The organism is Pseudonocardia nematodicida (genome assembly GCF_040105385.1).
GTDB lineage: Bacteria > Actinomycetota > Actinomycetes > Mycobacteriales > Pseudonocardiaceae > Pseudonocardia > Pseudonocardia nematodicida.
In genome coordinates this window covers 127,264-148,390 of the sequence record NZ_JBEDNQ010000003.1, presented here as the reverse complement: position 1 = coordinate 148,390, position 21,127 = coordinate 127,264, and the positions used below count along the sequence as shown (strand labels likewise).

At 75.3% G+C, this 21,127-nt stretch carries 20 protein-coding genes; 4 read left to right on the top strand and 16 right to left on the bottom strand.

What is annotated here, in order from left to right; translation table 11 throughout:
- Positions 1-413 precede the first annotated feature (413 nt).
- Genes WIS52_RS08020 through WIS52_RS08010 form a run of 3 tightly spaced genes read right to left on the bottom strand, consistent with a single transcriptional unit; the run spans position 414 to position 3,849 of the window.
- The gene (locus WIS52_RS08020) at positions 414-2,003 is read right to left on the bottom strand and encodes a molybdopterin-dependent oxidoreductase (RefSeq protein WP_349297501.1); all 1,590 of its coding nucleotides are present in this window, start codon (positions 2,001-2,003) and stop codon (positions 414-416) included.
- Positions 2,000-2,242, bottom strand: a complete 243-nt coding sequence (locus tag WIS52_RS08015) for a glutaredoxin family protein (RefSeq protein WP_349297500.1) — start codon at positions 2,240-2,242, stop codon at positions 2,000-2,002. The genes WIS52_RS08020 and WIS52_RS08015 overlap by 4 nt, the downstream gene beginning before the upstream one ends.
- Positions 2,239-3,849, bottom strand: a complete 1,611-nt coding sequence (locus tag WIS52_RS08010) for a class I adenylate-forming enzyme family protein (RefSeq protein ID WP_349297499.1) — start codon at positions 3,847-3,849, stop codon at positions 2,239-2,241. The genes WIS52_RS08015 and WIS52_RS08010 overlap by 4 nt, the downstream gene beginning before the upstream one ends.
- Before the next feature lie 715 nt (positions 3,850-4,564).
- On the opposite strand from WIS52_RS08010, the gene WIS52_RS08005 reads away from it, so the two are divergent.
- From WIS52_RS08005 to WIS52_RS07995, 3 genes are all read left to right on the top strand, one after another.
- Positions 4,565-5,206, top strand: coding sequence for a sigma-70 family RNA polymerase sigma factor (locus tag WIS52_RS08005; protein WP_379611121.1), 642 nt, complete (start codon positions 4,565-4,567; stop codon positions 5,204-5,206).
- 181 nt (positions 5,207-5,387) lie between these two features.
- Positions 5,388-6,833 carry a DUF5667 domain-containing protein gene (locus WIS52_RS08000; protein WP_349297497.1) on the top strand — a complete coding sequence of 482 codons (1,446 nt, stop codon included), beginning with the start codon at positions 5,388-5,390 and terminating at the stop codon, positions 6,831-6,833.
- 236 nt (positions 6,834-7,069) lie between these two features.
- Positions 7,070-7,948 (top strand): HAD family hydrolase, encoded by an 879-nt coding sequence (locus tag WIS52_RS07995; RefSeq protein WP_349297936.1) that lies wholly within the window; start codon positions 7,070-7,072, stop codon positions 7,946-7,948.
- Position 7,949: 1 nt separating this feature from the next.
- Here WIS52_RS07995 and WIS52_RS07990 read toward each other — a convergent pair whose 3' ends face one another.
- Entirely contained in the window at positions 7,950-8,708 is a 759-nt protein-coding gene (locus WIS52_RS07990; protein WP_349297496.1) for an ArsR/SmtB family transcription factor, read from the bottom strand.
- Between the two features lie 103 nt (positions 8,709-8,811).
- Between WIS52_RS07990 and WIS52_RS07985 the strand changes: the two genes are divergently transcribed.
- A complete protein-coding gene (locus tag WIS52_RS07985; protein ID WP_349297495.1) occupies positions 8,812-10,179 on the top strand; it encodes an MFS transporter in 1,368 nt (455 codons plus the stop codon).
- Here WIS52_RS07985 and WIS52_RS07980 read toward each other — a convergent pair.
- The 12 genes from WIS52_RS07980 to WIS52_RS07925 all read right to left on the bottom strand — a co-directional run bounded on the left by WIS52_RS07980 (position 10,137) and on the right by WIS52_RS07925 (position 21,124).
- Positions 10,137-11,114, bottom strand: a complete 978-nt coding sequence (locus WIS52_RS07980; protein WP_349297935.1) for a lysophospholipid acyltransferase family protein — start codon at positions 11,112-11,114, stop codon at positions 10,137-10,139. The two genes, WIS52_RS07985 and WIS52_RS07980, sit on opposite strands and share 43 nt — an antisense overlap.
- A 67-nt stretch (positions 11,115-11,181) precedes the next feature.
- Positions 11,182-12,228, bottom strand: a complete 1,047-nt coding sequence (locus tag WIS52_RS07975; protein ID WP_349297494.1) for an NAD-dependent epimerase/dehydratase family protein — start codon at positions 12,226-12,228, stop codon at positions 11,182-11,184.
- A 237-nt stretch (positions 12,229-12,465) separates the two neighbouring features.
- Positions 12,466-12,567: a 30S ribosomal protein bS22 gene (locus WIS52_RS07970; RefSeq protein ID WP_010241351.1), complete on the bottom strand. Its 102-nt coding sequence runs from the start codon at positions 12,565-12,567 to the stop codon at positions 12,466-12,468.
- A gap of 165 nt (positions 12,568-12,732) precedes the next feature.
- Positions 12,733-12,945 (bottom strand): helix-turn-helix domain-containing protein, encoded by a 213-nt coding sequence (locus tag WIS52_RS07965; RefSeq protein ID WP_349297493.1) that lies wholly within the window; start codon positions 12,943-12,945, stop codon positions 12,733-12,735.
- Positions 12,946-13,126: 181 nt separating this feature from the next.
- Positions 13,127-13,933, bottom strand: coding sequence for a pyrroline-5-carboxylate reductase (proC, locus tag WIS52_RS07960; RefSeq protein WP_349297492.1), 807 nt, complete (start codon positions 13,931-13,933; stop codon positions 13,127-13,129).
- A gap of 24 nt (positions 13,934-13,957) precedes the next feature.
- Positions 13,958-14,797, bottom strand: coding sequence for a thioesterase family protein (locus WIS52_RS07955; RefSeq protein WP_349297491.1), 840 nt, complete (start codon positions 14,795-14,797; stop codon positions 13,958-13,960).
- Positions 14,798-14,850: 53 nt separating this feature from the next.
- Positions 14,851-15,711, bottom strand: coding sequence for a sugar phosphate isomerase/epimerase family protein (locus WIS52_RS07950; protein WP_379611143.1), 861 nt, complete (start codon positions 15,709-15,711; stop codon positions 14,851-14,853).
- Between the two features lie 35 nt (positions 15,712-15,746).
- Positions 15,747-17,093 carry a hypothetical protein gene (locus WIS52_RS07945; protein WP_349297489.1) on the bottom strand — a complete coding sequence of 449 codons (1,347 nt, stop codon included), beginning with the start codon at positions 17,091-17,093 and terminating at the stop codon, positions 15,747-15,749.
- Positions 17,090-18,100: a Ppx/GppA phosphatase family protein gene (locus WIS52_RS07940; RefSeq protein WP_349297488.1), complete on the bottom strand. Its 1,011-nt coding sequence runs from the start codon at positions 18,098-18,100 to the stop codon at positions 17,090-17,092. The genes WIS52_RS07945 and WIS52_RS07940 overlap by 4 nt, the downstream gene beginning before the upstream one ends.
- Before the next feature lie 198 nt (positions 18,101-18,298).
- A complete protein-coding gene (locus WIS52_RS07935; protein ID WP_349297487.1) occupies positions 18,299-18,988 on the bottom strand; it encodes a response regulator transcription factor in 690 nt (229 codons plus the stop codon).
- A 2-nt stretch (positions 18,989-18,990) separates the two neighbouring features.
- Positions 18,991-20,247, bottom strand: coding sequence for a sensor histidine kinase (locus WIS52_RS07930; protein ID WP_349297486.1), 1,257 nt, complete (start codon positions 20,245-20,247; stop codon positions 18,991-18,993).
- A gap of 142 nt (positions 20,248-20,389) precedes the next feature.
- Entirely contained in the window at positions 20,390-21,124 is a 735-nt protein-coding gene (locus tag WIS52_RS07925; protein WP_379611129.1) for a phosphoglyceromutase, read from the bottom strand.
- Between the last annotated feature and the right edge of the window lie 3 nt (positions 21,125-21,127).

Below are 21,127 nucleotides of genomic sequence, written 5' to 3'. Positions count from 1 at the left end.
TCGGCCACGGAACGTGGGGACGCGGTGCCGTTCCGGCGCTCGGCCGGCTCGCGGGGGGTTGTCCGCGGGCGGTCGCTCATCGAAACTGTGCTCCGGTCGGGGCGTGCTGTCCGCGCACTCGGCGCGGTCGCCGGATGGCCCGCGCGCGGACCGGCGGTGAGTACACCGGACGGTCGACGCGTCGTGCGCGGGAGGGCCCGGAGACGCAGTGCCACCGGGCCCGGCGACGAGAAGCCACGGTAGCCGCTTGTGAAGGCCCGCACAAAGTTGCGATCTTGGTCCTCGACGTGCTGGGCGCGGGCACTGACCAGGAGCTACCGGTGATCGACGCGCACGAACCGCTCACCGTGCGACGAAGGCCACGTCAGGACACGGTCGGCCCACCGGCCGCGTGACACACCTCTCTCGGGACGTCATCCGACGACGGTGACGGACCGGGAGTCCCATCCGGTGGCCGCGCCCGGCAGCGGGGAGCGCACCTGCCCGGTCTGCACGGCGCCGTCGCCGTCGGTGGCGCGGCACCACAGGGTGTACCCGCCGGGCGGCAGGTCCAGCACGCACCGCCACATCCGCCACGTCACCCCGCCGGCCGGGACCGGGGCGAGCTCGGCGTCGGTCCAGACCACGTTCCCGTCGTCCCCGTCCACCCCGACCTCGACCCGGGAGATCCCCCGCGGCACCGCGAACGCGGTCCCCGTGACGGTGACCGGGCCGGCCGGGACGCGCGCGTAGGGCCCGGGCGCGTCGATCCGGCTCGCGGTCTCCATCGGCCCGGGCGGGGCCCAGCCACGCACCCGCCAGTAGTCCTGCCGCTGCGCGAACGTCGTGAGCTCGATGCCGGTGACCCACTTGGTGGCCGAGACGTAGCCGTAGAGCCCGGGGACGACGAGCCGCGCCGGGAACCCGTGCTCGACCGGCAGGGCGGCGCCGTCCATGCCGACCGCGAGCAGCGCGCCCCGGGCCGGGTCGAGCACGATCTGCGACGGGCTGCCCGCGGTCCAGCCGTCGGCCGAGGTGGACAGCACCTGGTCGGCCGCGGGGTCCGGGCCGGCGGCGGCGAGCAGCGGGGCCAGCTCGATTCCGGTGAACCGGGTGGTCGACACCAGGTCCCCGCCGACCTCGTTCGACACGCAGGCCAGCGTCACCCAGCGCTCGACGAGCGGGCGCCTCAGCACGTCGTCGAGGGTCAGCTCGAGCTCGCGCTCGACCATCCCGTGCACCCGCAGCCGCCAGCCGTCCGGGTCCACGGCGGGCAGCCGCAGCGCGGTGTCGATCCGGTAGAAGTCCGCGACCGGGGTGGTGAAGGCGGTGCCGCCCGGGAAGCCCGCCCCGGCCGGGACCGTGGCGGCACGGGCGATCCGGCCCTCCCCGGCCAGAGCGTCGAGCCGCGCGGTGAGCGCGGTACGGGCCTCGCCGATCCGGCCGGACGGCAGCCGCGGCGCGCCCCACGCCGCACCGGTTCCCGCCACGATCCCACCGGCCCCGGCCAGCGCGGAGCTGCGCAGGAACCGGCGGCGGGTCAGCGACTCCCGCATCGGGCGCCCGTCCGGGAGCGTGCCCTGCGCGGTCGGCGCCGGGATCCGGCGGGCCAGCCGGTGCAGCCGACGGAACATCGTCACGGCGACGAGAAGGGCGACGGCCGAGGGCAACGGGTCCAGCTGTCCCGCACCGGGGGCGGTGAGCGCGCCGAGCACGGCCAGGACCCCGGTCCCGGCGAGCAGCCACATGCCGGGGCGCTCGGAGCGTCCGGACACCGCCCCGGCGAGCGCGGCGACCAGGGCGAGCACCACCAGCACCCCGGCGACGACGGTCGTCCGGCTGCCCAGCCCGGCCCCGACCGTCGCGAGCTCGGCGACCGCGGGCGGGGTGAGTGCGACGACCCGCTCGGCGACGACGTCCACCGGCCCGGTCCCCGGATCCAGTGCCAGCCCGGCGAGCTGCCCGGCCCCGGCGCCGAGCGCGGTCGCGGCCAGCGCGGCGAGCACCGCACGGCGCCGGCTCATCCCGATGTCAGGTCCGCCCGCAGCCGCGCCTCGTCGACCCGGAAGGAGTCGTGCTCCGCGCCGTCGAGCAGCACCACCGGCACCTGGTCGCCGTACTCGGCGCGCAGCTCGGGGTCGGCGTCGACGTCCACCGGCTCCCACCCGGTCCCGGTCTCCGCGCACACCCGGGCCACCACCTCGGCCGCGTCGGAGCAGAGATGGCACCCGGTCCGGGTCAGCAGCTGTACGCGCACGGTCACATCCTCGCCAGCGTCCGTCGGGCGATCTTGCCGGTCGGGGTGCGGGGCAGCTCGTCGGCGAAGTGCACGACCGCCGGTCGCTTGAACCGGGCGAGCCGGGCCGCGCAGTGCTCCTCGACCTGCTCGCCGGTCAGCTCGGAGCCCGGCGCGCGCACCACGACGGCCTTCACCGCGGCGCCGGTGCGGTCGTCGGGCACCCCGACGACGGCCACCTCGGCGACCTCGTCCAGCTCGGCGATCACCTGCTCGACCTCGCGCGGGTACACGTTGAACCCGTTCACGATCACCAGGTCCGACGAGCGGTCGACCAGGTGCAGGTCCCCGTCCGCGTCCAGGTAGCCGACGTCGGCGGTGGTGTACCAGCCGTCGTCGTCCGGGCCGCCGGAGCCGTCCGGCCAGTACCCGGAGAACAGGTTCGGCCCGCGCAGCGCGATCAGGCCGGTGTCGTCGGTCGGCTCGGAGCCGTCGTCGAGGTCCACCTCGTCCTCGTCGTCCGGCTCGGGCCGGGCCTCGGCGAGCGGGCGGCCCGCGGCGTCGACCAGCCGCAGCTCGACGCCCGGCAGCGGCCGGCCGACCGAGCCGGGCTTGGGCGGGCGGCCCAGGGCGTTGGAGGTGATCACCGGACCGCCCTCGGACAGGCCGTAGCCCTCGTGCAGGTCGAGCCCGGCGGCCGCGCGGAACTCGGCCAGCCAGGCGGCGGGCAGCGGGGCCCCGCCGGAGGTGCACAGCCGCACGCCTGCCAGGGCGGTCCGCAGCCGGCCGGCGTCGCCCTCCGGGCCGCCCAGGTGCGCGAGCAGCATGTGGAACATCGACGGCACGCCCGAGACCACGCTGACCCGCTCGTCGACGATCACCGAGAGCATCCGCTCGGGGTCGAAACGGCCGGGCAGCACCACGGTGCTCGCGGCCCAGCACACCTGCAGCAGCCCGGCCGCCAGGCCGTAGACGTGGTGCAGCGGCAGCGCCAGGAGCACCCGGTCGACGGCGTTCACCGGCGCCGGGCGCAACGCCGCGGCCTGTTCCCGGTTGGCCAGCAGCGCCCGGTGCGACAGCTGCACCCCGCGCGGGCGGCCGGTGGTCCCCGAGGTGAAGACGATCAGCGCGATGCGCTTCGGGTCGGTGGGGACAGCGGTGGGGGCTGCGTCCGGGACCGGCGCGGAGACCTCCGGCGGGCCGAGCAGCCGCGCACCGCACTCCCGCGCGGTCCCGGCGGCCGCCTCGTCGTCCGGACCCGCGACGACCACGGCCGGCCCGGCCTGGCCGAACACGCTGTCCAGCTCGCGGGCGACAGACCCGGCGGCGAACGGCACGCCGACGGCGTCGGCCCGCAGGGCGCCGAACAGCGCCACGCAGTAGGCCGCCCCGTCCGGCAGGCCGACCGCGACCCGGTCCCCGGGCCGCACCCCGGCCGCCCGCAGCCGCGCGGCCTCGGCGCTCACCGCGGCGTCGAAGGCCGACCAGCTCAGCGTCAGCGGGGCCTCGCCGGCCAGGTCCCGGACGGCGTCGTGCCCCGGCCGTTCGGCGGCGTTGCGGGAGATCAGGTCGGCGAGGTGGAGAATCGACGCGCCGGTATCGAGCGCGGCGGGTCCGGGGTGGGGAATCGGCACGATCGTCTCCTCCTCGACACGGCCTCGACACGGCGCCGGACGTGATGGTCCACAGTCTGGCAAAGAGGACGCCGGCCGACGGCACCGCTCGTCGTTGCACACTGTGCGTGTCGACACGGACACGCTTCGCTCACGGTTCACTGACCGCGCGTAACGAGCCGCTCGACGGACCGAGGGCGCGACGAGAGGCGGCGCGTGCCCTTCGACACGGGATCACCGTTTATGCTCCGCCGCTACACGAGGTCCAACGCGCGAACATCAAGTTCGTCGCGAGACTCACCCGAGGGAGTGGCATGAAGCTCGTCGCCGGTGCACCGCGGCGCCTGCCGCACCGTGCCGGCAGTGCCGACCGCGGCGTGCCCCCACACGCCACCGGCCGCGCACGGTGCCCGACCCGGCTACCCACCCCACGGGATCCATGACCCGACCGATGCGACCGCAGCGGTTCCCCCGACCGCCCCGATCCGAGACCGTTGATCCAGCCGTCCGTCCCGACCGGGCCCCCGAACCCGGACCGGACAGACCCGACGCCGTCCGCCCTCGGCCGGACGGGGAGGTGTCCGTGACCTCAGCGACCTCAGCCCCGACACCGACGGGGCCGATCGCGTCCGCTCCCCTCGTCGACGCTCCCCCCGCATACCCCGCCCGACCCGCTCCCCACACCCCGCGCGGCGGAACCACCCGAACCGGTGGTCCCGGCCCGTCCGAGCAGGAGATGCCGATGCCGCGACAGGCACCGCAGATCTCGCAGGGGCTCCCGCGCCCGGACCGTGACCCGGCCGACGAGGCCGCCGCCGCGGTCGAGGACGCGAACAGCTCGTGGGCGCTCGTCGAGGCCTGCCAGGCCGGCGACGCCGCAGCGTTCGGCGAGCTCTACGAGCGCTACCACGACGTCGTCTTCCGGTACGTGCTGTTCCGGATGGGCGACCGCGCGTTCGCCGAGGACATCACCCAGGAGACCTTCGTCCGCGCGCTGCGGCGGATCAGCTCGGTCAGCTACCAGGGCCGCGACATCGGGGCCTGGTTCGTGACCATCGCCCGGAACCTGATCTTCGACTACGTGAAGTCGAGCCGGTACCGCCTGGAGCAGACGACGTCGGAGATCGCCGACCACTCGCCGCCCAGCCCCGGCGGGCCGGAGCAGCAGGTCCTCGACATGGCGACCAACGACGAGCTGCTCGCCTCGATCGCCAAGCTCAACGCCGACCAGCGCGAGTGCATCCAGTACCGGTTCCTGCGCGGGCTGTCGGTCGCCGAGACGGCCGAGCTGATGGACCGCAACGAGGGCGCGGTCAAGGCACTGCAGCACCGGGCCGTGCGCCGGCTGGCGCAGCTGCTCCCGGACGGCCTGCGATGAGCGGGCTCGCGGCCACGGCCGCCGCACCTGGAGCGGCACGGTGGACCACTGCGGTGAGCGCGCGACTCGATGCGGTGAACGGTGGAGCGGCCGTAACTCCCCGGCCTGCCGGTCGTTGTGCAGACGAGCGCGCCAGGTACGCGCCGACGAGCAGCGCGAGACTGCAGTGAGGACGGACGGCATGCCCAGGGCATGGGACGACGGCTACCGGGGCGACGACCTCGGTCGGGCCCCCGCGGGTGCACCCGCGTCGGAGGAGCTGGCGCACGAGATCGCGCTCTCCGCCGCGCTGGACCGCTCGCGTCGCGACCTCTCGCCGGACCCGCACGCGTCCGCACGGATGCGGCAGCGGTTGTTCGACGTGCTCGCGCAGGAGGGCGTCGGACGCACCGACGGGCCGGGAACGGGGTCGCCCTTCGGCGGCCGCCCGCGTCCGCAGCTCGACCGGGCCGACCTCACCGCGCCGATCGGCCCGCCGATCGCCGACGATCTCGACCACGAGGCCGCGTCCGCGACCCGGCGCACCGCCGGCGAGCGCACCCCCTCCTCCGACGATCCGGGCGCCCGCTCGGGGCGGTCCCGGCGCGGCCGGCACGTGCTGCCGACCGACCACCCGGACCACCCGGAGCAGGTCGCCGGTGCCGCCGCCCCGACCCGGGAGGCCGCCTCCGGCCCCGGCCGTGACGGCGAGGCCCGGCCCACCGGACCGCGACCGCTGGACCGCCGCCGGCCCAGCGTCCGGAAGCGCTTCGGCGTGATCGTCGGCGGGTTCGCCGCGCTCGCGGTGATCGCCGGGGTCACGTCCACCATCAGCCGCGACGCGCTGCCCGGTGACGCCATGTACGGCGTGAAGCGGGCGAGCGAGAGCGTCGGCGGGGTCTTCACCTACGGCGAGCAGGCCGAGGCCGCCCGCCAGCTCGACCTCGCCCGGTCCCGGGTGGACGAGCTCGAGAACCTGATGGCGCGCCCGACCACGCCGACCCCGGCCTCGGTCGCCGCGGCGATGCAGGACTTCGACCGGGCGACCAGCACCGGCAGCCGGCTGATGCTGGCCGGCACCGACACCGGTGGCGCCGACGCCGCGCGGCTCGCCGAGCTGCGGACCTGGGCGGCCGCCCAGTCCGGGCGCATCTCCCAGCTGCACGACGAGCTCCCGGCCGAGAGCCGGCCGGAGACCGCCGAGGCCATGGCGCTGCTCGACCGGGTGCTCGACCGGGCCGAGGCGCTCCGGGCCAGCGCCGGGTGCGGCGCCGAGGGCGGCGGTTCGGTCGACGACCTGGGGCCGCTGCCGGGCGAGTGCCGCACCGTCGAGACGGGCACCCCGCCGCCGGAGGCCTCGCGGCAGTCCGCGACGGTCACCCCCGAGGGCACGACCTCGCCGTCCGGCACGCCGACCTCGGAGAGCGCCTCGCCGGAGTCCTCGACCTCGGAGAGCCCGACGAGCACCGAGAGCTCCGAGGGCCGCGGCGGCCTGCCGCTGCTCGGCGACTCCCCGACGACCAGCAGCTCGCCGAGCAGCTCGTCGTCGAAGCCGGAGTCGGGATCGTCCTCGGACGACGGCGGCCTGCTCCCGCCCGTCACCATCCCGCCGCTGCTGCCGGGTGTCGGCCCGGTCACCATCGGCTGAGGTATCGCTCCGCCTCCGTGCGGGCCCTCCGGCGACGCCCGCGTCGGTGGAGGGCCCGCACGGCTGTTGCGCCAGTAGTCTGGGGCGGCGCCGCGCCGGCCACCCGGCCGCGGAGACATGTCGCCGTCGTAGGTAGGAAGGCCAGCGTGGTGAGTGATCCCGGGTCCGCTCCCGACGAGGTTCGCGTCGACGCGACCGGCTCCGAGGGCGAGACCGGGTTGGCCGAGGATCCCGCGGTGCTCGCGCGCGCGACCGCGCTGGACCCGGCGCAACGGGCCGGTCAGGCGTCGGCCGCGGCCGCGATCGCCGCCGAGGCCGGGCAACCCGACCTCCCCGACACGACCGCGCCGGACCTGACGGCGGCCGCGTTCTTCGACGTCGACAACACCATGATGGTCGGCGCGTCGATCTTCCACTTCGCCCGCGGTCTGGCCGCCCGGAAGTTCTTCACGACCTCCGACATGATGGGTTTCGCCTGGCAGCAGGTGAAGTTCCGGGTCGGTGGGCGCGAGGACAAGGGCGGCATCGCCGGGCACCGCGACACCGCGCTGTCGTTCGTCGCGGGCCGCCCGGTGGAGGAGGTCGTCTCGCTCGGCGAGGAGATCTACGACGAGCTGATGGCCGACCGGATCTGGGCCGGCACCCGGGCGCTCGCCCAGATGCATCTCGACGCCGGCCAGCGGGTCTGGCTGGTCACCGCGACGCCGGTCGAGCTGGCCCGGATCATCGCCCGCCGCCTGGGGCTGACCGGCGCGCTGGGCACCGTCGCGGAGAGCGTCGACGGCCTCTACACCGGCCGGCTGGTCGGCGAGATCCTGCACGGACCGGCGAAGGCGCACGCGGTGCGCGCGCTGGCCGCCTCGGAGGGCCTCGACCTGCGCCGCTGCACCGCCTACTCGGACTCGGTCAACGACGTGCCGATGCTGTCCGCGGTCGGCACCGCGGTGGCGGTGAACCCGGACTCGGAGCTGCGCGACGTCGCGAAGGCCCGCAGCTGGCAGATCCGCGACTTCCGCACCGGCCGCAAGGCCGCCCGGATCGGGGTGCCGTCGGTGCTGGGCGCGGGTGCGGTGGCCGGGGCCGTGGCGGCCGGGATGGCCTACCGCAAGCGCTAGATCAGATCTCCACGCCGAGCGCCCGGCTGCCCTCGGCGGTGAGCTCCACCACCCGGCGACGGCGGGTGGGCAGCACCCATCCCCGCTCGGTGGCGGCGCTCAGCAGCGCGGCCCCCAGGCGTCCACCGAGGTGGTGGCGCTGCTCGCTCCAGTCCAGGCAGAACCGCAGCAGCGGCCGCCGCGACGGCGCGTCCCGCAGAGCCGCGAGGTCGACGCCCAGTCCGTTCAGGACGGCCGCGGCGTCCGGCCCGAGCCGGTACGGGTGGGTCGGCAGCGGGGCCGAGATCGGGTCGTGCGGCCGTCGCCGGGTGTCGGGCACCCCGTCCACCGGTTCGAGCGCCCCGCGCTCGACCAGCGCCGCGGTGACGGCGACGCCGAGCCGTCCGGCGAGGTGGTCGTAGCAGGTCCGGGCGGTCCGCAGCGCCGCCGCGCGCTGGTGCTCGCGCAGCGAGCGGACCGGGCGCTGCGGGGCGATCGCGAGCAGCGCCTCGATCGCGACGGCCACCTGCCGGTCGGCCAGGCGGTGGTAGCGGTGCCGCCCGGACCGTTCGACGGTCAGCAGGCCCGCATCGCACAGCTGCGCGAGGTGCTCGCTGGCCGACGACGGCGACACCCCGGCCTCCGCCGCGAGCACCGACGCGGCCAGCGACCGCCCGTCGGCCAGCGCCGCGAGGATCCGGGCCCGGCCGGGGTCGGCGAACATCCGGGCGACGGCGGCGAGGTCGCGCTCGCCGCTGCCGGCGGCGACGGGTGGCGTCATGACCGCGAGTGTGCTCCCGCGACGTTTCGGCATGCACCGAAACGTCCGCGCCGGACCATGTCGGCATGCAACCTCGGTCGCGGCCGGGCACGGTGCTGGCGTCGTGTGCGCCGGCATGTTCCTGGTCCTGCTCGACGTCACCGTCGTCAACGTCGCGCTGCCGTCGATCGGGACCGGTCTCGGAGCCGGCGCCGCGGCCGTCCAGTGGGTGGTCGACGCCTACGCGGTGTCGATCGCGGGACTGCTGCTGGCCGGCGGCACGCTCGGCGACCGGGCCGGGCACCGGCGGGTCGTGCTCGCCGGGCTCGCGGTGTTCGGCGCCGCGTCGGCGGCGTGCGGGCTCGCCCCCTCGGCCGGGGTGCTGATCGGGGCCCGGGCCGCGCAGGGGCTCGGCGCGGCCCTGCTGCTGCCGGGCACCCTCGCGGTGATCACCGACGCCTTTCCCGAGGGCCCGCCGCGGGCCCGGGCACTGGGGATCTGGGCCGGCGTGTCCTCGCTGGCGCTGCCGGCCGGCCCACTGCTCGGCGGCCTGCTGGTCGACTCCGCCGGGTGGCGCTGGGTCTTCCTGGTCGACGTCCCGGTCGTCGTGCTCGCGCTGGTCGCGGTGCCCCTGCTCGTCCGGCCCGGATCCCGCGCCGTGGGCCGTCGCGGTGATCTCCCGGGCACCGTGCTCGCCGCACTCACCCTGGCGTCGACGGTGTTCGCCGTGATCGACGCCGGGCACCACGGCCTGCGGGCCGTCTCGTGGGCGGCCATCGCCCTGGCGCTCGCGGGCGGCGCGGCGTTCCTGCTGCGCGAGCACCGCGCGGACGCCCCGGTCGTGCCCCTCGACCTGCTGCGCCGGCCCGCCTTCGCCGGGCCGAACGTCGCCGCCGGGTCGATGAACCTGGTGCTCAACGGGTCGCTGTTCGTCGTCACCCTCTACCTGCAGGACGTCCGGCGGTACTCCCCGCTCGAGGCCGGGCTCGCGCTCCTGCCGCTGTTCCTGCCGCTGGCGCTGCTCTCCCCGGTCGCGGGCCGGTGGACCGCCCGGTCCGGGCCCCGCGCCCCCCTGGTCACCGGGGCGCTGGTCGCCATGGCCGGGGCGGCCGGGTTCGCGCTGCTCGGACCGGGCAGCGGGTACCCGGTGCTGCTGCCGGTCCTGGTCGGGCTGGGGGTCGGCGCCGGGCTGTTCACCGCACCCGTCGTCACCGCGGCAGTCTCGGCCGCACCGCCCGACCGGTCCGGCCTGGCGAGCGGGGTCGTCAACACCGCCCGTCAGGCGGGGACCGCGCTGGGCGTGGCCGTGTCCGGTGCGGTGGCCCCGGCGACCGCCCCGCCCGCGGAGTTCGTGCGGGGGCTGCACGCGCTCGCCGTCGTCGGGGTGGTGGTCTGGCTCGGGGCCGCCGCGGTCGTCGCCGTCACGACCGGGGCGGCGCCCGGTCGCTCTCAGCCCAGGAACACGTTCCGGCGCTGCGAGAGCAGCCGGTAGAGCGTGTGCTGGATCGTCTCCCGCACCTGGTCGGTCAGGTTGAACACCAGCATCGGGTCCTCGGCGTCGGCCGCGGTGTGCTTGTCGGTGTGGATCGGCTCGCCGAACTCGATGTACCACTTGGACGGCAGCGGGACCAGCCCGGCCGGTCCGAGCAGCGGGAACGTCGGCGTGATCGGGAAGTAGGGGGCGCCGAACAGCCGGGCGAGCGCCGGGATGTCCCCGATCTTGGGGTAGATCTCCTCGGCCCCCACGATCGAGCACGGGATGATCGGCACGCCGGTCCGCAACGCCGCCGAGACGAACCCGCCCCGGCCGAAACGCTGCAGCTTGTAGCGGTCCCGGAACGGCTTGCCGATGCCCTTGAACCCCTCCGGGTAGACCGCGACGATCTCGCCGGAGGTCATGAGCCGCTCGGCGTCCGGGTTGCAGGCCAGGGTGGCGCCGGCCTTGCGGGCCAGCGAGCCGGACACCGGCAGCTGGAACATCAGGTCCGCGCCGAGCAGGCGCAGGTGCCGGTGGGCCGGGTGGTCGTCGTGCACCGCGACGGTGGTCATCGCCGCGTCCAGCGGCAGCGTGCCGGAGTGGTTGGCCACCAGCAGCGCGCCACCGGTCTCCGGGATGTGGTGGGTGCCGATCGTCTCCACCCGGAACCAGTTCCGGTAGAGCGGACGCAGGGCGGGCAGCACCATCGCCTCGGTCAGCTCGGGGTCGAACCCGAACTCGTCGACGGGGTAGTCCCCGGCGAGCCGGCGACGCAGGAAGTCCAGCACCTGCTCCAGGGTGGCCTCCCAGGCCGGGCCGTCCTCGGGGAGGTCCGGTTCCGCGGCTCCGGCCGGGACCGCCGTCGGGCGTGGTGTCCCGGAGTCCTCACCCCGCGCGGGGCGGGCAGGTCCCCGGTTTCCCCGGATCGGGATCACCCGCGCCTCGGCCATGCCCTCGCCCTTCGTCTCGCCGCCCCGCTCGTCGCGGGTCTCTTCGTCCGAGTGTGCCCTCATGACGTCACCGCAGGGACCGGGCGAGACCGAGCACTCCGCGCTCGACCGCCGCGATCCGCTCCGCACCGAGCACCGGGCTCAGCGCCTTGCCGCGCACGAAGTCGTCGAACGCCTGGGTGGTCGTCCACCGTGGCTGGAACCCGAAGTCGTCGATCAGCCTGCGGAGGTCGACGACGCGGCCGAAGTTGAGGAACCGCATCTGCTCCGGGGAGAAGTCCACCACCCGGGCGCCGCGCAGCACCCGGCTGACCGGGCTCACCGCGCTGCTCGGCACCGGGAGCGCGATCTTGCCCGCCCGGCGGATGGCCTGGGAGAGCATCAGCACGCCGTGCGCGGCGACGTTGAACACGCCGGGCAGCTCGTGGGTCGTCGCGCGCTCCAGGACGGCCAGGCCGTCCTCCTCGTGCAGCAGCTGCATCCGGGCGTCGTACCCGAGCACGGTCGGCACGACCGGCAGGGCGAAGTAGCGGGTCAGCACGGTGTCGATGCGGGGGCCGATGAAGTTGGCGAACCGCAGCACCGTCGTCGTGACGTCCGGGCGGCGCCGGCTGAACCCGCGCAGGTAGCCCTCGATCTCGGCCGCGTCCTTGGCGTAGCCGCCGGAGGGCAGGTCTTTGGGCCCGGTCGCCTCGTCGAACACCGCCGGGTCGCGCGGGCTGGCCCCGTAGACCGCGGTGGTCGACTTCAGCACCACACGCCGCACCGACGGCGCCTTCTGGCACGCCGCGAGGAGCTGCATCGTGCCGATGACGTTCATCTCCTTCATCGTCGCCCGCCCGCCGGACGTGGCGGGGCTGGCCGACAACGACGCGTGCACGACGGTGTCGACCTGGGCCGAGGAGATGACCTTGGCGATCAGCGGGTTGCGGATGTCGGCACGCACGAACTCGGCGCGGCCCATCCGTTTGAGCAGGTCCCGGGGTGGCGGGACGGTGTCGACGCCGAGCACCCGGTCGATGCCCGGGTCGGCCGCCAGCCGGGCCGCGAGGTGGCCGCCGAGGAATCCGCTCACGCCGGTGACCAGCACGACGTTCGGGGTCGACTGCGGCATGGGACCTCACAAGGCAGGCCTGCGGAGTTACAGGAGAGCACCACACGGAAATGGGTGGCGACGGCGACGACTGTATCGGCGCTGGTCACGCAGCGCACTGACACAATCACGTGAAGTGCGTGACCCTCTCGTGAACGGCAGCGTCCACGTGAACGGTGGTGTCCGCATGGACGGCGACGTCCCTACGAACGACACCGGCCGCGCGCCGCCGGAGCGGACGCGCGGCCGGTGCGCGAGTCACTTGCCGAGCTTGCGGCGCTGCACCCGGGTCTTGCGCAGCAGCTTGCGGTGCTTCTTCTTCGACATCCGCTTGCGGCGCTTCTTGATGACCGAGCCCATAGGGTGCTCCTCCTGTATCCGACGCAGATCGCCTGCGACCGCACCACCGGATGACCTCGAGGCGGGCCGGGCCGCGCCCACGGTGGGGCGAGCCGCGCGACCGGTGGGAGTCGGCAGCCGAGGGACCACTCTACCGGGGTGATCCCGGGAGCACGGGACGGGGGATCAGCCGGCGTCGAAGTAGGCGTTGCGCAGGTAGTCCTCGACGGCACGCTGCGGCACCCGGAACGAGCGACCGACCCGCGCGGCGGGCAGCTCACCGGAGTGGACCAGCCGGTAGACCGTCATCTTGGAGACCCGCATCATCGACGCGACCTCGGCCACCGTCAGGAACTGCACCTGGGCCGGCCGCAGGGGCTCGGGACGTTCCGTCGCCATCGGGCACCGCCTTCCTCCCCCGAGACTCCGGCCCCGGGCGCCCGGTGGTGGGGGATGCGGATGAAGTCTACCGGGACGGGTGTGACAATCGGTCCCCGAGAGGGTGCCCGATCGTGGCATCGTACGGCGCGCCAGGGTGACACCAGGTCACTCGATGGGCTGAACGGGCGACGCACGCCGGTCAGCTCCTCCCGAGCTCGACGGAACGGTCGTGGGCGGCGGTGACCGCGTCCGCGAACGCCGAGCGCAGGCCGTGCCGCTCCAGCTCGCGCAGCGCCGCGGCCGTCGTCCCGGCCGGGGAGGTCACGTTCTCCCGGAGCACCGCCGGGTGCTCACCGGTCTCGCGCAGCATCCGCGCGGCGCCCAGGACGGTCTGCACGGTCAGCTCGGTCGCGGCCGGACGGGTCAGCCCGAGCGCGACAGCCGCCTCGATCATCGCCTCGGCGACCAGGAAGAAGTAGGCCGGCCCGGAGCCGGAGACCGCGGTCGCGGCGTCCTGCTTGGACTCGTCGATCCGCAGCACCGAGCCGACGGTCTCCAGCAGCGTCTCGGTCTCGGCGAGGTGGTCGGGCGTCGCGGCCGCGCCCGGGGAGATCGCGCACATCGCCGCGCCCAGCAGCATCGGGGTGTTCGGCATGACCCGCACGACCGGCGTGCCGTCGGGCAGCGCGCCCTCGAACAGCGACGTCGGCACCCCCGCGCAGAGCGAGATCACCAGCGCGCCGTCGGCCAGCACGGGCGCGATCTCCCCGAGCAGGGCCACGACGTCCTGCGGCTTCACGGCGACGACGACCGTCCCGGCGCCGCGCACCGCGTCGGCGGGCGCCGCGGCCGCGATGCCCAGCCGTCCGGACAGCTCCTCGGCGCGGGTCGCGACCTTCTCGGCGACGACGAGGTCGCCCGCGTCCCGCCCGGCCGCCAGCAGCCCGCCCAGCAGCGCCTCGCCGATCCGTCCGCCGCCCAGTACCGCGATCCGTGTGCCCGTCATGGGGCCGAGCCTAGAAGGCGCCCCTCACGCGTCGCGGACCTGCGGGGCCAGGGCGAGCTGCCGGGCCTGACAGACGGTCCGGCCGGTCGAGTCGACGACGGTGACGTCCTCGTCGAACTGGGAGTCGACGATCGTCCGGGCCCGGGACTCGACCCGCAGCCAGCCCGGTGCCGGACGGCCGCGCAGCAGCGCGGTGAGCTGGACGGTGGGTGCCCAGCCGAACTGCCCGCCGAGGTTGAACACCGTCGGCGGCAGGATGTCGCCGGCCAGCAGCGCGAACAGCACGTCCGGCTCCTCCCCCCGGGGCCGGACCCAGCCGGACATCTCGGGCGGTCCGGTCTCGCCGCGGATGAACGGCACCGCCCCCGGCGGGAAGCGCATGTCGCAGGCGTCGGCGACGCCGCGGGGACCGGGCTGGTCGGCCGGGTCCAGCGCGTCGGCACCCGGCTCGGGGTCCAGTGTGGACGCGGTGTCCCAGCGCGGCTCGCTCGCGGGCAGCGCGCCGCCGGTGACGGTGGCGTGCAGCATCGGCCGTCCGTCCTGCACCAGCCGCACCGCGCAGGACGAGATGGTCCGCCCGGTCTTCAGCGGCTCGGCCGTCAGCTCGACCGGGCGCAGGTCGGGCGCGCGCAGGAAGTCCGCCGACACCGCCAGCGGCTCCAGCGGTGCCCGGCCGGGCGCCGAGGCGCCGGCCGCGGCGAGCCGGGCCAGCCCGGCCTTCGCGGCGAGCACCATGAGCAGCCCGCCGAAGGCCTTCGACCCGATCGCCCAGACGTCGTCGAGATCGGCGCGGAAACGGCCGCCGCCCAGATCCTTGAGAACGTGCGCGTCGGCGAAGGGGCGGCGGACCGCGGCGTTGCTCATGGGGATGTACCTACCACCCTCCCGCCGCGCGGTCGCGCCCCGAGTGGCCCGGTTCACCGCCGGTGCGCGACCGGTTCCCGGACCGGGACGGTCGGGGCGAGGTGCAGCCGCGCGAACAGCAGCGACTCGGCCAGCAGGCCGGTGCGTTCGTCGCGGGTCCGGCAGCGGCGCGTCGACACCTCCAGCACCGCGACGCCGCCGGCGCGGGCGAACCCGCCGCCGGCCAGCGTCTCGCACACCTCGGCGCACGGCTGGTTCCCGCGGCCGGGGACGAGGTGCTCGTCACGCGGGGCCCCGGTGCCGTCGGTCAGGTGCAGGTGACGCAGCGCCGGCCCCATCCGCGCCATCAGCTCGAGCGCGTCGACGCCGGCCGCGGCGGTGTGCGAGAGGTCGAGCGTGTAGGCGTCGAACCCGACGCCGGTCGGGTCGTGACCGGGGGCGTAGGGCACGGTGCTGATCCCGCCGCGGGACACCGGGAACATGTTCTCGACCGGCAGCGCGACGCCGTGCTGCTCGCCGGCGCGGGCGACCTCGTCGGCGAACACGTCGGCGTAGCGGCGCTGCCAGCGGAACGGCGGATGGACGACGACCGTGCGCGCACCCAGCCGGGCGGCGGTCTCCACGGTGCGGCGCAGCCGGGCGACCGGGTCGGCGCCCCACACCCGCTGGGTGACGGCGAGACAGGGCGCGTGCACCGCGAGGACCGGGACGCCGTGCCGGTGCGCGAGCCGTTCCACCGTTCGCGGGTCCTGGCTGACCGGGTCGGTCCAGATCATGAGCTCGACGCCGTCGTAGCCGAGCTCGGCGGCGATCTCGAAACCGGCGGCGACGCCCTCGGGGTAGACCGAGGCGGTGGACAGCGCGACCGGCACCCGCGCGCCGTCGCCGGACGAGGGCAGGCGGGACCGGGGTATCACGTGACGTGGAGTCGACCGGTCGTCGCCCATCGTTACCTGTCCAGGAGTACCAGTATCGCCGGGGACACCGTCAGCAGCAGCCCGACGAGCACCGCGTACAGCGTCGTCCTCAGGTCCTCGTGGCGCAGCAGGGCGCGCACGCCGAGCACCAGCCCGAGGGTGACCGCCACCGAGAGCGCGATCGCGACGAGCGGGAACGAGAACCACAGGAACCGGAAGCCGACCCAGATGGCCGCCCCGGCGACCGCGCCGCCGATCCACTGCGCGATGACCATGGCCCACGCCTGGCCGGTGCCGGCGGCCCCGGCGTCGTGGTCGAGCCCGGCCGGCGGCGGGCCGTCGGCCGCGTCATCGGCCCCGTCGTCGTCCTCGGGCCCGTCCCGGTAGTCGTCGCGGTGGTCGTCCCGGTACTCGCCGTCGTAGCCGTTCCTGTCGTAGCCGTCCCCGTCGTACCCGTCACCGTCGTAGCCGCCCCGGTCGTAGCCGGTCTCCCGCTCCGGTGCCAGCACCCCGGTGCGGGCGCCGCCGCGCGGATCGTCGTCCCAGCCGCCGTGACCGTCGAACGGGTCGTAGGCCCCGGTCGGGGGACCGTCGTCGGCCGGCGCGGGACGGGACGGCGTGCGGGACGTGGGCGACTCGTACCCCTCGTCGAACCCGGGGCCGCCGAACCGGGCGGGCTCGCCACCGGGCCGGCCGGCCGGGGCGGCCGTCGGGCGCGCGCCGAACCGGCCGGTCGGGACCTCGTCCGGGTCGCCGCGGTGCGGGCCCTGCGACGGCTCCGGCGGCCGTCCCGGACCAGGCTGCCCGTGCGGCGGCGCACCGGCAGCGGGGCCGCGGTCGCCGTCCTGCGGCGGGGGCGGGGGGAACCCGGGCGGCGGCCCGCCGTTCCCGTTGCGCCCCGGGTACCCGCCGCCGTCGCGGTCCGGGGGGAAGCCCTGCGGTGCCGGACGACCCGGGCCGTCCGGAGCGAACGCCTGCGGCTCGGGGCCGCCGAACCCGCCTCGCGCACCGCCGTAGGGGCTACGGGGAGCAGCGCCACGCGGTGCATTGCCGTTGGGAACGAACGGGGCATCCCCGCCGGGGCCGACCGGGCCGTTCGGGTTCCGGCCGTTCGGGAAGGACGGGTGCTCGGTGCCGGGCGGCGGACCGGCCGGCGGGCGGGCCCGGTCGGCCGGGGCGGGACGGCGCGGGGGCGCCGGAGCCTCGGTCGCCACCCGCCCGGGCCCCGACGGCGGCGGACCGGCGGAGCCGGCACCGCCGTCCGCGACGTCGTCCTCGGAGGCACGCCGGCGCCGCCGCCGGCCGGGCTGCTCGCCGCCGTTCGCGGCCAGCAGTTCGGCGACGGTCCGCTGGCGAGGTCCTCCGCTGTCGACACTCATCCCGACCACCGTGCCCTGTTGGTTGTCAAGGGTCCAAGTCCGTCACCCGAAACGTGCGCCGAGCGGTCGTCCCCGTTCGCTCCGTCGAGCATGTCGAAGCGGCGCAGGATGACTCCTTCGCGCAACGCCCAGGGGCAGATGTCGAGCTCGTCGACCTCGAGGGCCTCCATCGCGGCCTGCGCGACGACGAGCCCGGCGACGAGCTGGTGCGCCCGGCTGGGACTCACCCCGTCGAGCTCGGCCAGGTCCGGGGCCGACATCCGGGTGACGAACGCGGACAGCTGCCGCAGCCCCTGCACGGACAGCGTCCGGTGCGTGCGCGGGCCCGCGCTGCTGGGCGCGGCGCCGGTGAGGCGGGCCAGGGTCCGGAAGGTCTTGGAGGTCCCGACCACCCGGTCCGGGCGGCCGGCCGCGCGCAACCGCGCGGCGACCGGCGCGAGGTCGGCGCGGACCCGCTCGGCGAGCTCGGCGACCTCGGCCCGGGACGGCGGGTCGGAGGAGAACCACTCGCGGGTCAGCCGCCCGGCGCCCAGTGGGAGCGACTCGGCGACGTCCGGTGTCTCGTCCCGGCCCACCGCGAGTTCCAGCGAGCCTCCGCCGATGTCGAGCACGAGCAGCCGCCCGGCGGACCAGCCGCACCAGCGGCGCACCGCGAGGAAGGTCCAGCGGGCCTCGTCCGGGCCCGGCAGCACCTCCAGCGCGACGCCGGTCTCCCGCTGCACGAGCGCCAGCACCTCGCTGGAGTTGGTGGCGTCACGCAGCGCCGAGGTGGCGAACGCGATCAGGTCGTCGCACCCCTTCGACCGGGCGGTGTCCCGGGCCCGGTGCACGCTGTCCAGGAGGGCCTTGATCCCCTGCTCGGTGAGCGCGCCGTCGTGGTCCAGGTGCTCGGCCAGCCGCAGCTGGTCCTTGTCCGAGGACATCGGTGTCGGGTGCGCACCGCGATGCGCGTCCACCACCAGCAGGTGGACGGTGTTCGAGCCCACATCGAGAACGGCGAGACGCACGCGGATCAGGTTACCGACCTGTTATGAACGCCCGGGCAACCGCCCGCCCCGACGGGGCTCAGTGCCGCTGCTTCGCCTCTCGACCGCCGAGGCTCAGTGCCGCTGCTTCGCCTCTCGACCGCCGAGGCTCAGTGCCGCTGCTTCGCCTCTCGACCGCCGAGGCTCAGTGCCGCTGCTTCGCCTCTCGACCGCCGAGGCTCAGTCGTCGAACTTGTACCCCAGCCCCCGCACCGTGACCAGGTGCTTCGGCGACGACGGGTCGACCTCCACCTTGGACCGGAGCCGCTTCACGTGGACGTCGAGGGTCTTGGTGTCCCCCACGTAGTCCGCCCCCCACACCCGGTCGATCAGCTGGGCCCGGGTGAGCACCCGGCCGACGTTGCGGAGCAGGTACTCCAGCAGGTCGAACTCCTTCAGCGGGAGGGCGACCTCGCCACCGTTCACCGACACGATGTGCCGTTCGACGTCCATCCGGACCGGACCGGCCTCCAGCACGCCGGCCCCGCCCTCGGTCTCGGCCACCCCGTCGCCACCCCGGCGCAGCACGGCGCGGACCCGGGCGATCAGCTCACGCGCGGAGTAGGGCTTGGTGATGTAGTCGTCGGCGCCGAGCTCCAGCCCGACCACCTTGTCGATCTCGCTGTCCCGCGCCGTCACCATGATCACCGGCACCGCGGAGCGCGAGCGCAGCGACTTGCAGACGTCCGTGCCGCTCATGCCGGGGAGCATCAGGTCGAGCAGCACGATGTCGGCGCCGTTGCGGTCGAACTCGGACAGCGCGTCGTTGCCGTTGACCGCGACGGCGGTGGTGAACCCCTCCTTGCGCAGCATGAACGCGAGCGGGTCGGCGAACGACTCCTCGTCCTCGACGATCAGCACCCTGGTCATCTTCATCCTCCGGTCGTCGCGGCGGTCTGGTCTCGGTCCTCGGTGGGGACGCTGCCGCCGGGTGCGCCGCCGGCGCCCCCGCCGAGCAGGCTCAGCCGGGCCGGCAGCCGCATGGTGAACGTCGAGCCCGTGCCGGTACGGCTCCACAGCCGCACCTCGCCGCCGTGGTTGGCGCACACGTGCTTGACGATGGCCAGGCCGAGCCCCGTCCCGCCGGTGGCGCGGGACCGGGCGGGATCGACCCGGAAGAACCGTTCGAACACCCGCTGCTGGTGCTCGGGGGCGATGCCGAGGCCCCGGTCGGTGACCGCGATCTCGACCGAGCCGCCCGACTCGCGGCGGCTCACCGACACCGACGAGTCGGCCGGCGAGTAGGCGATCGCGTTCTCCAGCAGGTTGGTCAGCGCGGTGACCAGGAGTGTCCGGTCGCCGTCCACCACGAGTCCGGACGCCGCGTCGGCGGTGATCTCGACGCCGTGCGACTCGGCGGAGTTGCGGCTGCGGGCCAGCGCCTCGGCGACGACGTCGTCGACCTCCACGGCGGCCAGCTCGGGCAGCCGCTCGGCACCGGTCAGCCGGGACAGCGCGATCAGCTCGGAGACCAGGTTGCCCATCCGGGTCGACTCGCGGAGCATCTTCTCGCCGAACCGGCGGGTCTCCCGGAACGCGGCCGCGTCGTCGCCGGTCGTGTCGGCGGGCTCCAGGGCGTCGAGGGTGTCCAGCAGCGCCTCGGCGAGCAGCGCGACCGCGCCGACCGGGGTCTTCAGCTCGTGCGAGACGTTCGCGACGAAGTCCCGACGGGTGGCCTCCAGCCGCGCGACCTCGGAGACGTCGACGGCCTCGACCAGGGCGAACCCGTCACCCAGCGGGTGGATGACGGCCTGGACCGCGACCGGGCCCCGCGGGGTCCGGGTGAGCGGGGACAGGTCGACCTCCAGCCGGGACTCGCCGGCCTGGACGCGCTGGCAGGCCGCCCAGGCGCGCGGGTCGAGTCGCTCGTCGGTCACCGCGCCGAGCGCGGCGGCCCGGGTGTTGTGCAGCAGCACCTCACCGCCGGCGCCGACCACCGCGAGCCCGGCCGCGGACTGCCGGAACGTGCGGTGCAGCAGGTCGCCGAGCGTCGGTGCGTCGGACCGCGGCTCCTCGTCCCGGGCCGGGCGGCCGGGACGGCCGGACGACGACCGTCGTCCGAGCGCGACCCCGGCCACCAGGCCGAGGCCGAGCGCGGCGGCCGTGATCAGCCACGCGAGCGTCGTCACGGCTGCATGGTAGGCAAGCCGGGGGGTACCGGCGCCAGCGCCGACCCCCCGAAGGTGACGCCCGCGACGTCGTGGCGAAACAGTGTTCCGCCCCCGTTCACCAGCGGTTCACGAGCCGCGCCTCGCGAGGGGAGGTGGCTGCTCAGCGACCCTGGTTGGCCACCCCGGCGATGGCCTCCTCGGCCGCGGCCGGGTCCAGGTAGCGCCCGCCCGGGTCGGTCGGCGTCAGGTCGTCGGCGAGGTCGTAGACCAGCGGGATGCCGGTGGGGATGTTCAGCCCGGCGATGTCGGCGTCGGAGATCCCGTCGAGGTACTTCACCAGGGCCCGCAGGGAGTTGCCGTGCGCGGCGAGCAGCACGGTCTTCCCGTCCCGCAGGTCCGGCACGACGGCCTCGGTCCAGTACGGCAGGAACCGCTCGACGACGTCGGCGAGGCACTCGGTCAGCGGCGCGTCGACGCCGGCGTAGCGCGGGTCGGCGTCCTGGGAGAACTCGCTGCCCTTCTCGATCGGCGGCGGAGGGACGTCGTAGGACCGGCGCCAGAGCATGAACTGCTCCTCGCCATAGGCCTCGAGGGTCTGCTTCTTGTCCTTGCCCTGCAGGGCGCCGTAGTGCCGCTCGTTGAGCCGCCAGTCCCGCTTCACCGGGATCCAGTGCCGGTCGGCGGCGTCCAGCGCGATGTTCGCGGTGGAGATGGCGCGGCGCAGCAGCGAGGTGTGCACGACGTCGGGTGCGATCCCCGACGACGCGAGCAGCTCGCCGCCGCGCCGGGCCTCGGCCTCGCCCTGCTCGGACAGCGGGACGTCCACCCACCCGGTGAACAGGTTCTTGGCGTTCCAGTCGCTCTGGCCGTGGCGCAGCAGTACGAGGGTCGGCATGCG

Coding starts and splice junctions, on each gene's coding strand:
- WIS52_RS08005 (WP_379611121.1), top strand. CDS start 4,565: ATGCCGATGCCGCGACAGGCACCGCAGATCTCGCAGGGGCTCCCGCGC.
- WIS52_RS08020 (WP_349297501.1), bottom strand. CDS start 2,003: ATGAGCCGGCGCCGTGCGGTGCTCGCCGCGCTGGCCGCGACCGCGCTC.
- WIS52_RS08000 (WP_349297497.1), top strand. CDS start 5,388: ATGCCCAGGGCATGGGACGACGGCTACCGGGGCGACGACCTCGGTCGG.
- WIS52_RS07945 (WP_349297489.1), bottom strand. CDS start 17,093: ATGAGTGTCGACAGCGGAGGACCTCGCCAGCGGACCGTCGCCGAACTG.
- WIS52_RS07990 (WP_349297496.1), bottom strand. CDS start 8,708: ATGACGCCACCCGTCGCCGCCGGCAGCGGCGAGCGCGACCTCGCCGCC.
- WIS52_RS07970 (WP_010241351.1), bottom strand. CDS start 12,567: ATGGGCTCGGTCATCAAGAAGCGCCGCAAGCGGATGTCGAAGAAGAAG.
- WIS52_RS07925 (WP_379611129.1), bottom strand. CDS start 21,124: ATGCCGACCCTCGTACTGCTGCGCCACGGCCAGAGCGACTGGAACGCC.
- proC (WP_349297492.1), bottom strand. CDS start 13,933: ATGACGGGCACACGGATCGCGGTACTGGGCGGCGGACGGATCGGCGAG.
- WIS52_RS07965 (WP_349297493.1), bottom strand. CDS start 12,945: ATGGCGACGGAACGTCCCGAGCCCCTGCGGCCGGCCCAGGTGCAGTTC.
- WIS52_RS07955 (WP_349297491.1), bottom strand. CDS start 14,797: ATGAGCAACGCCGCGGTCCGCCGCCCCTTCGCCGACGCGCACGTTCTC.
- WIS52_RS07935 (WP_349297487.1), bottom strand. CDS start 18,988: ATGACCAGGGTGCTGATCGTCGAGGACGAGGAGTCGTTCGCCGACCCG.
- WIS52_RS07980 (WP_349297935.1), bottom strand. CDS start 11,114: ATGGCCGAGGCGCGGGTGATCCCGATCCGGGGAAACCGGGGACCTGCC.
- WIS52_RS07975 (WP_349297494.1), bottom strand. CDS start 12,228: ATGCCGCAGTCGACCCCGAACGTCGTGCTGGTCACCGGCGTGAGCGGA.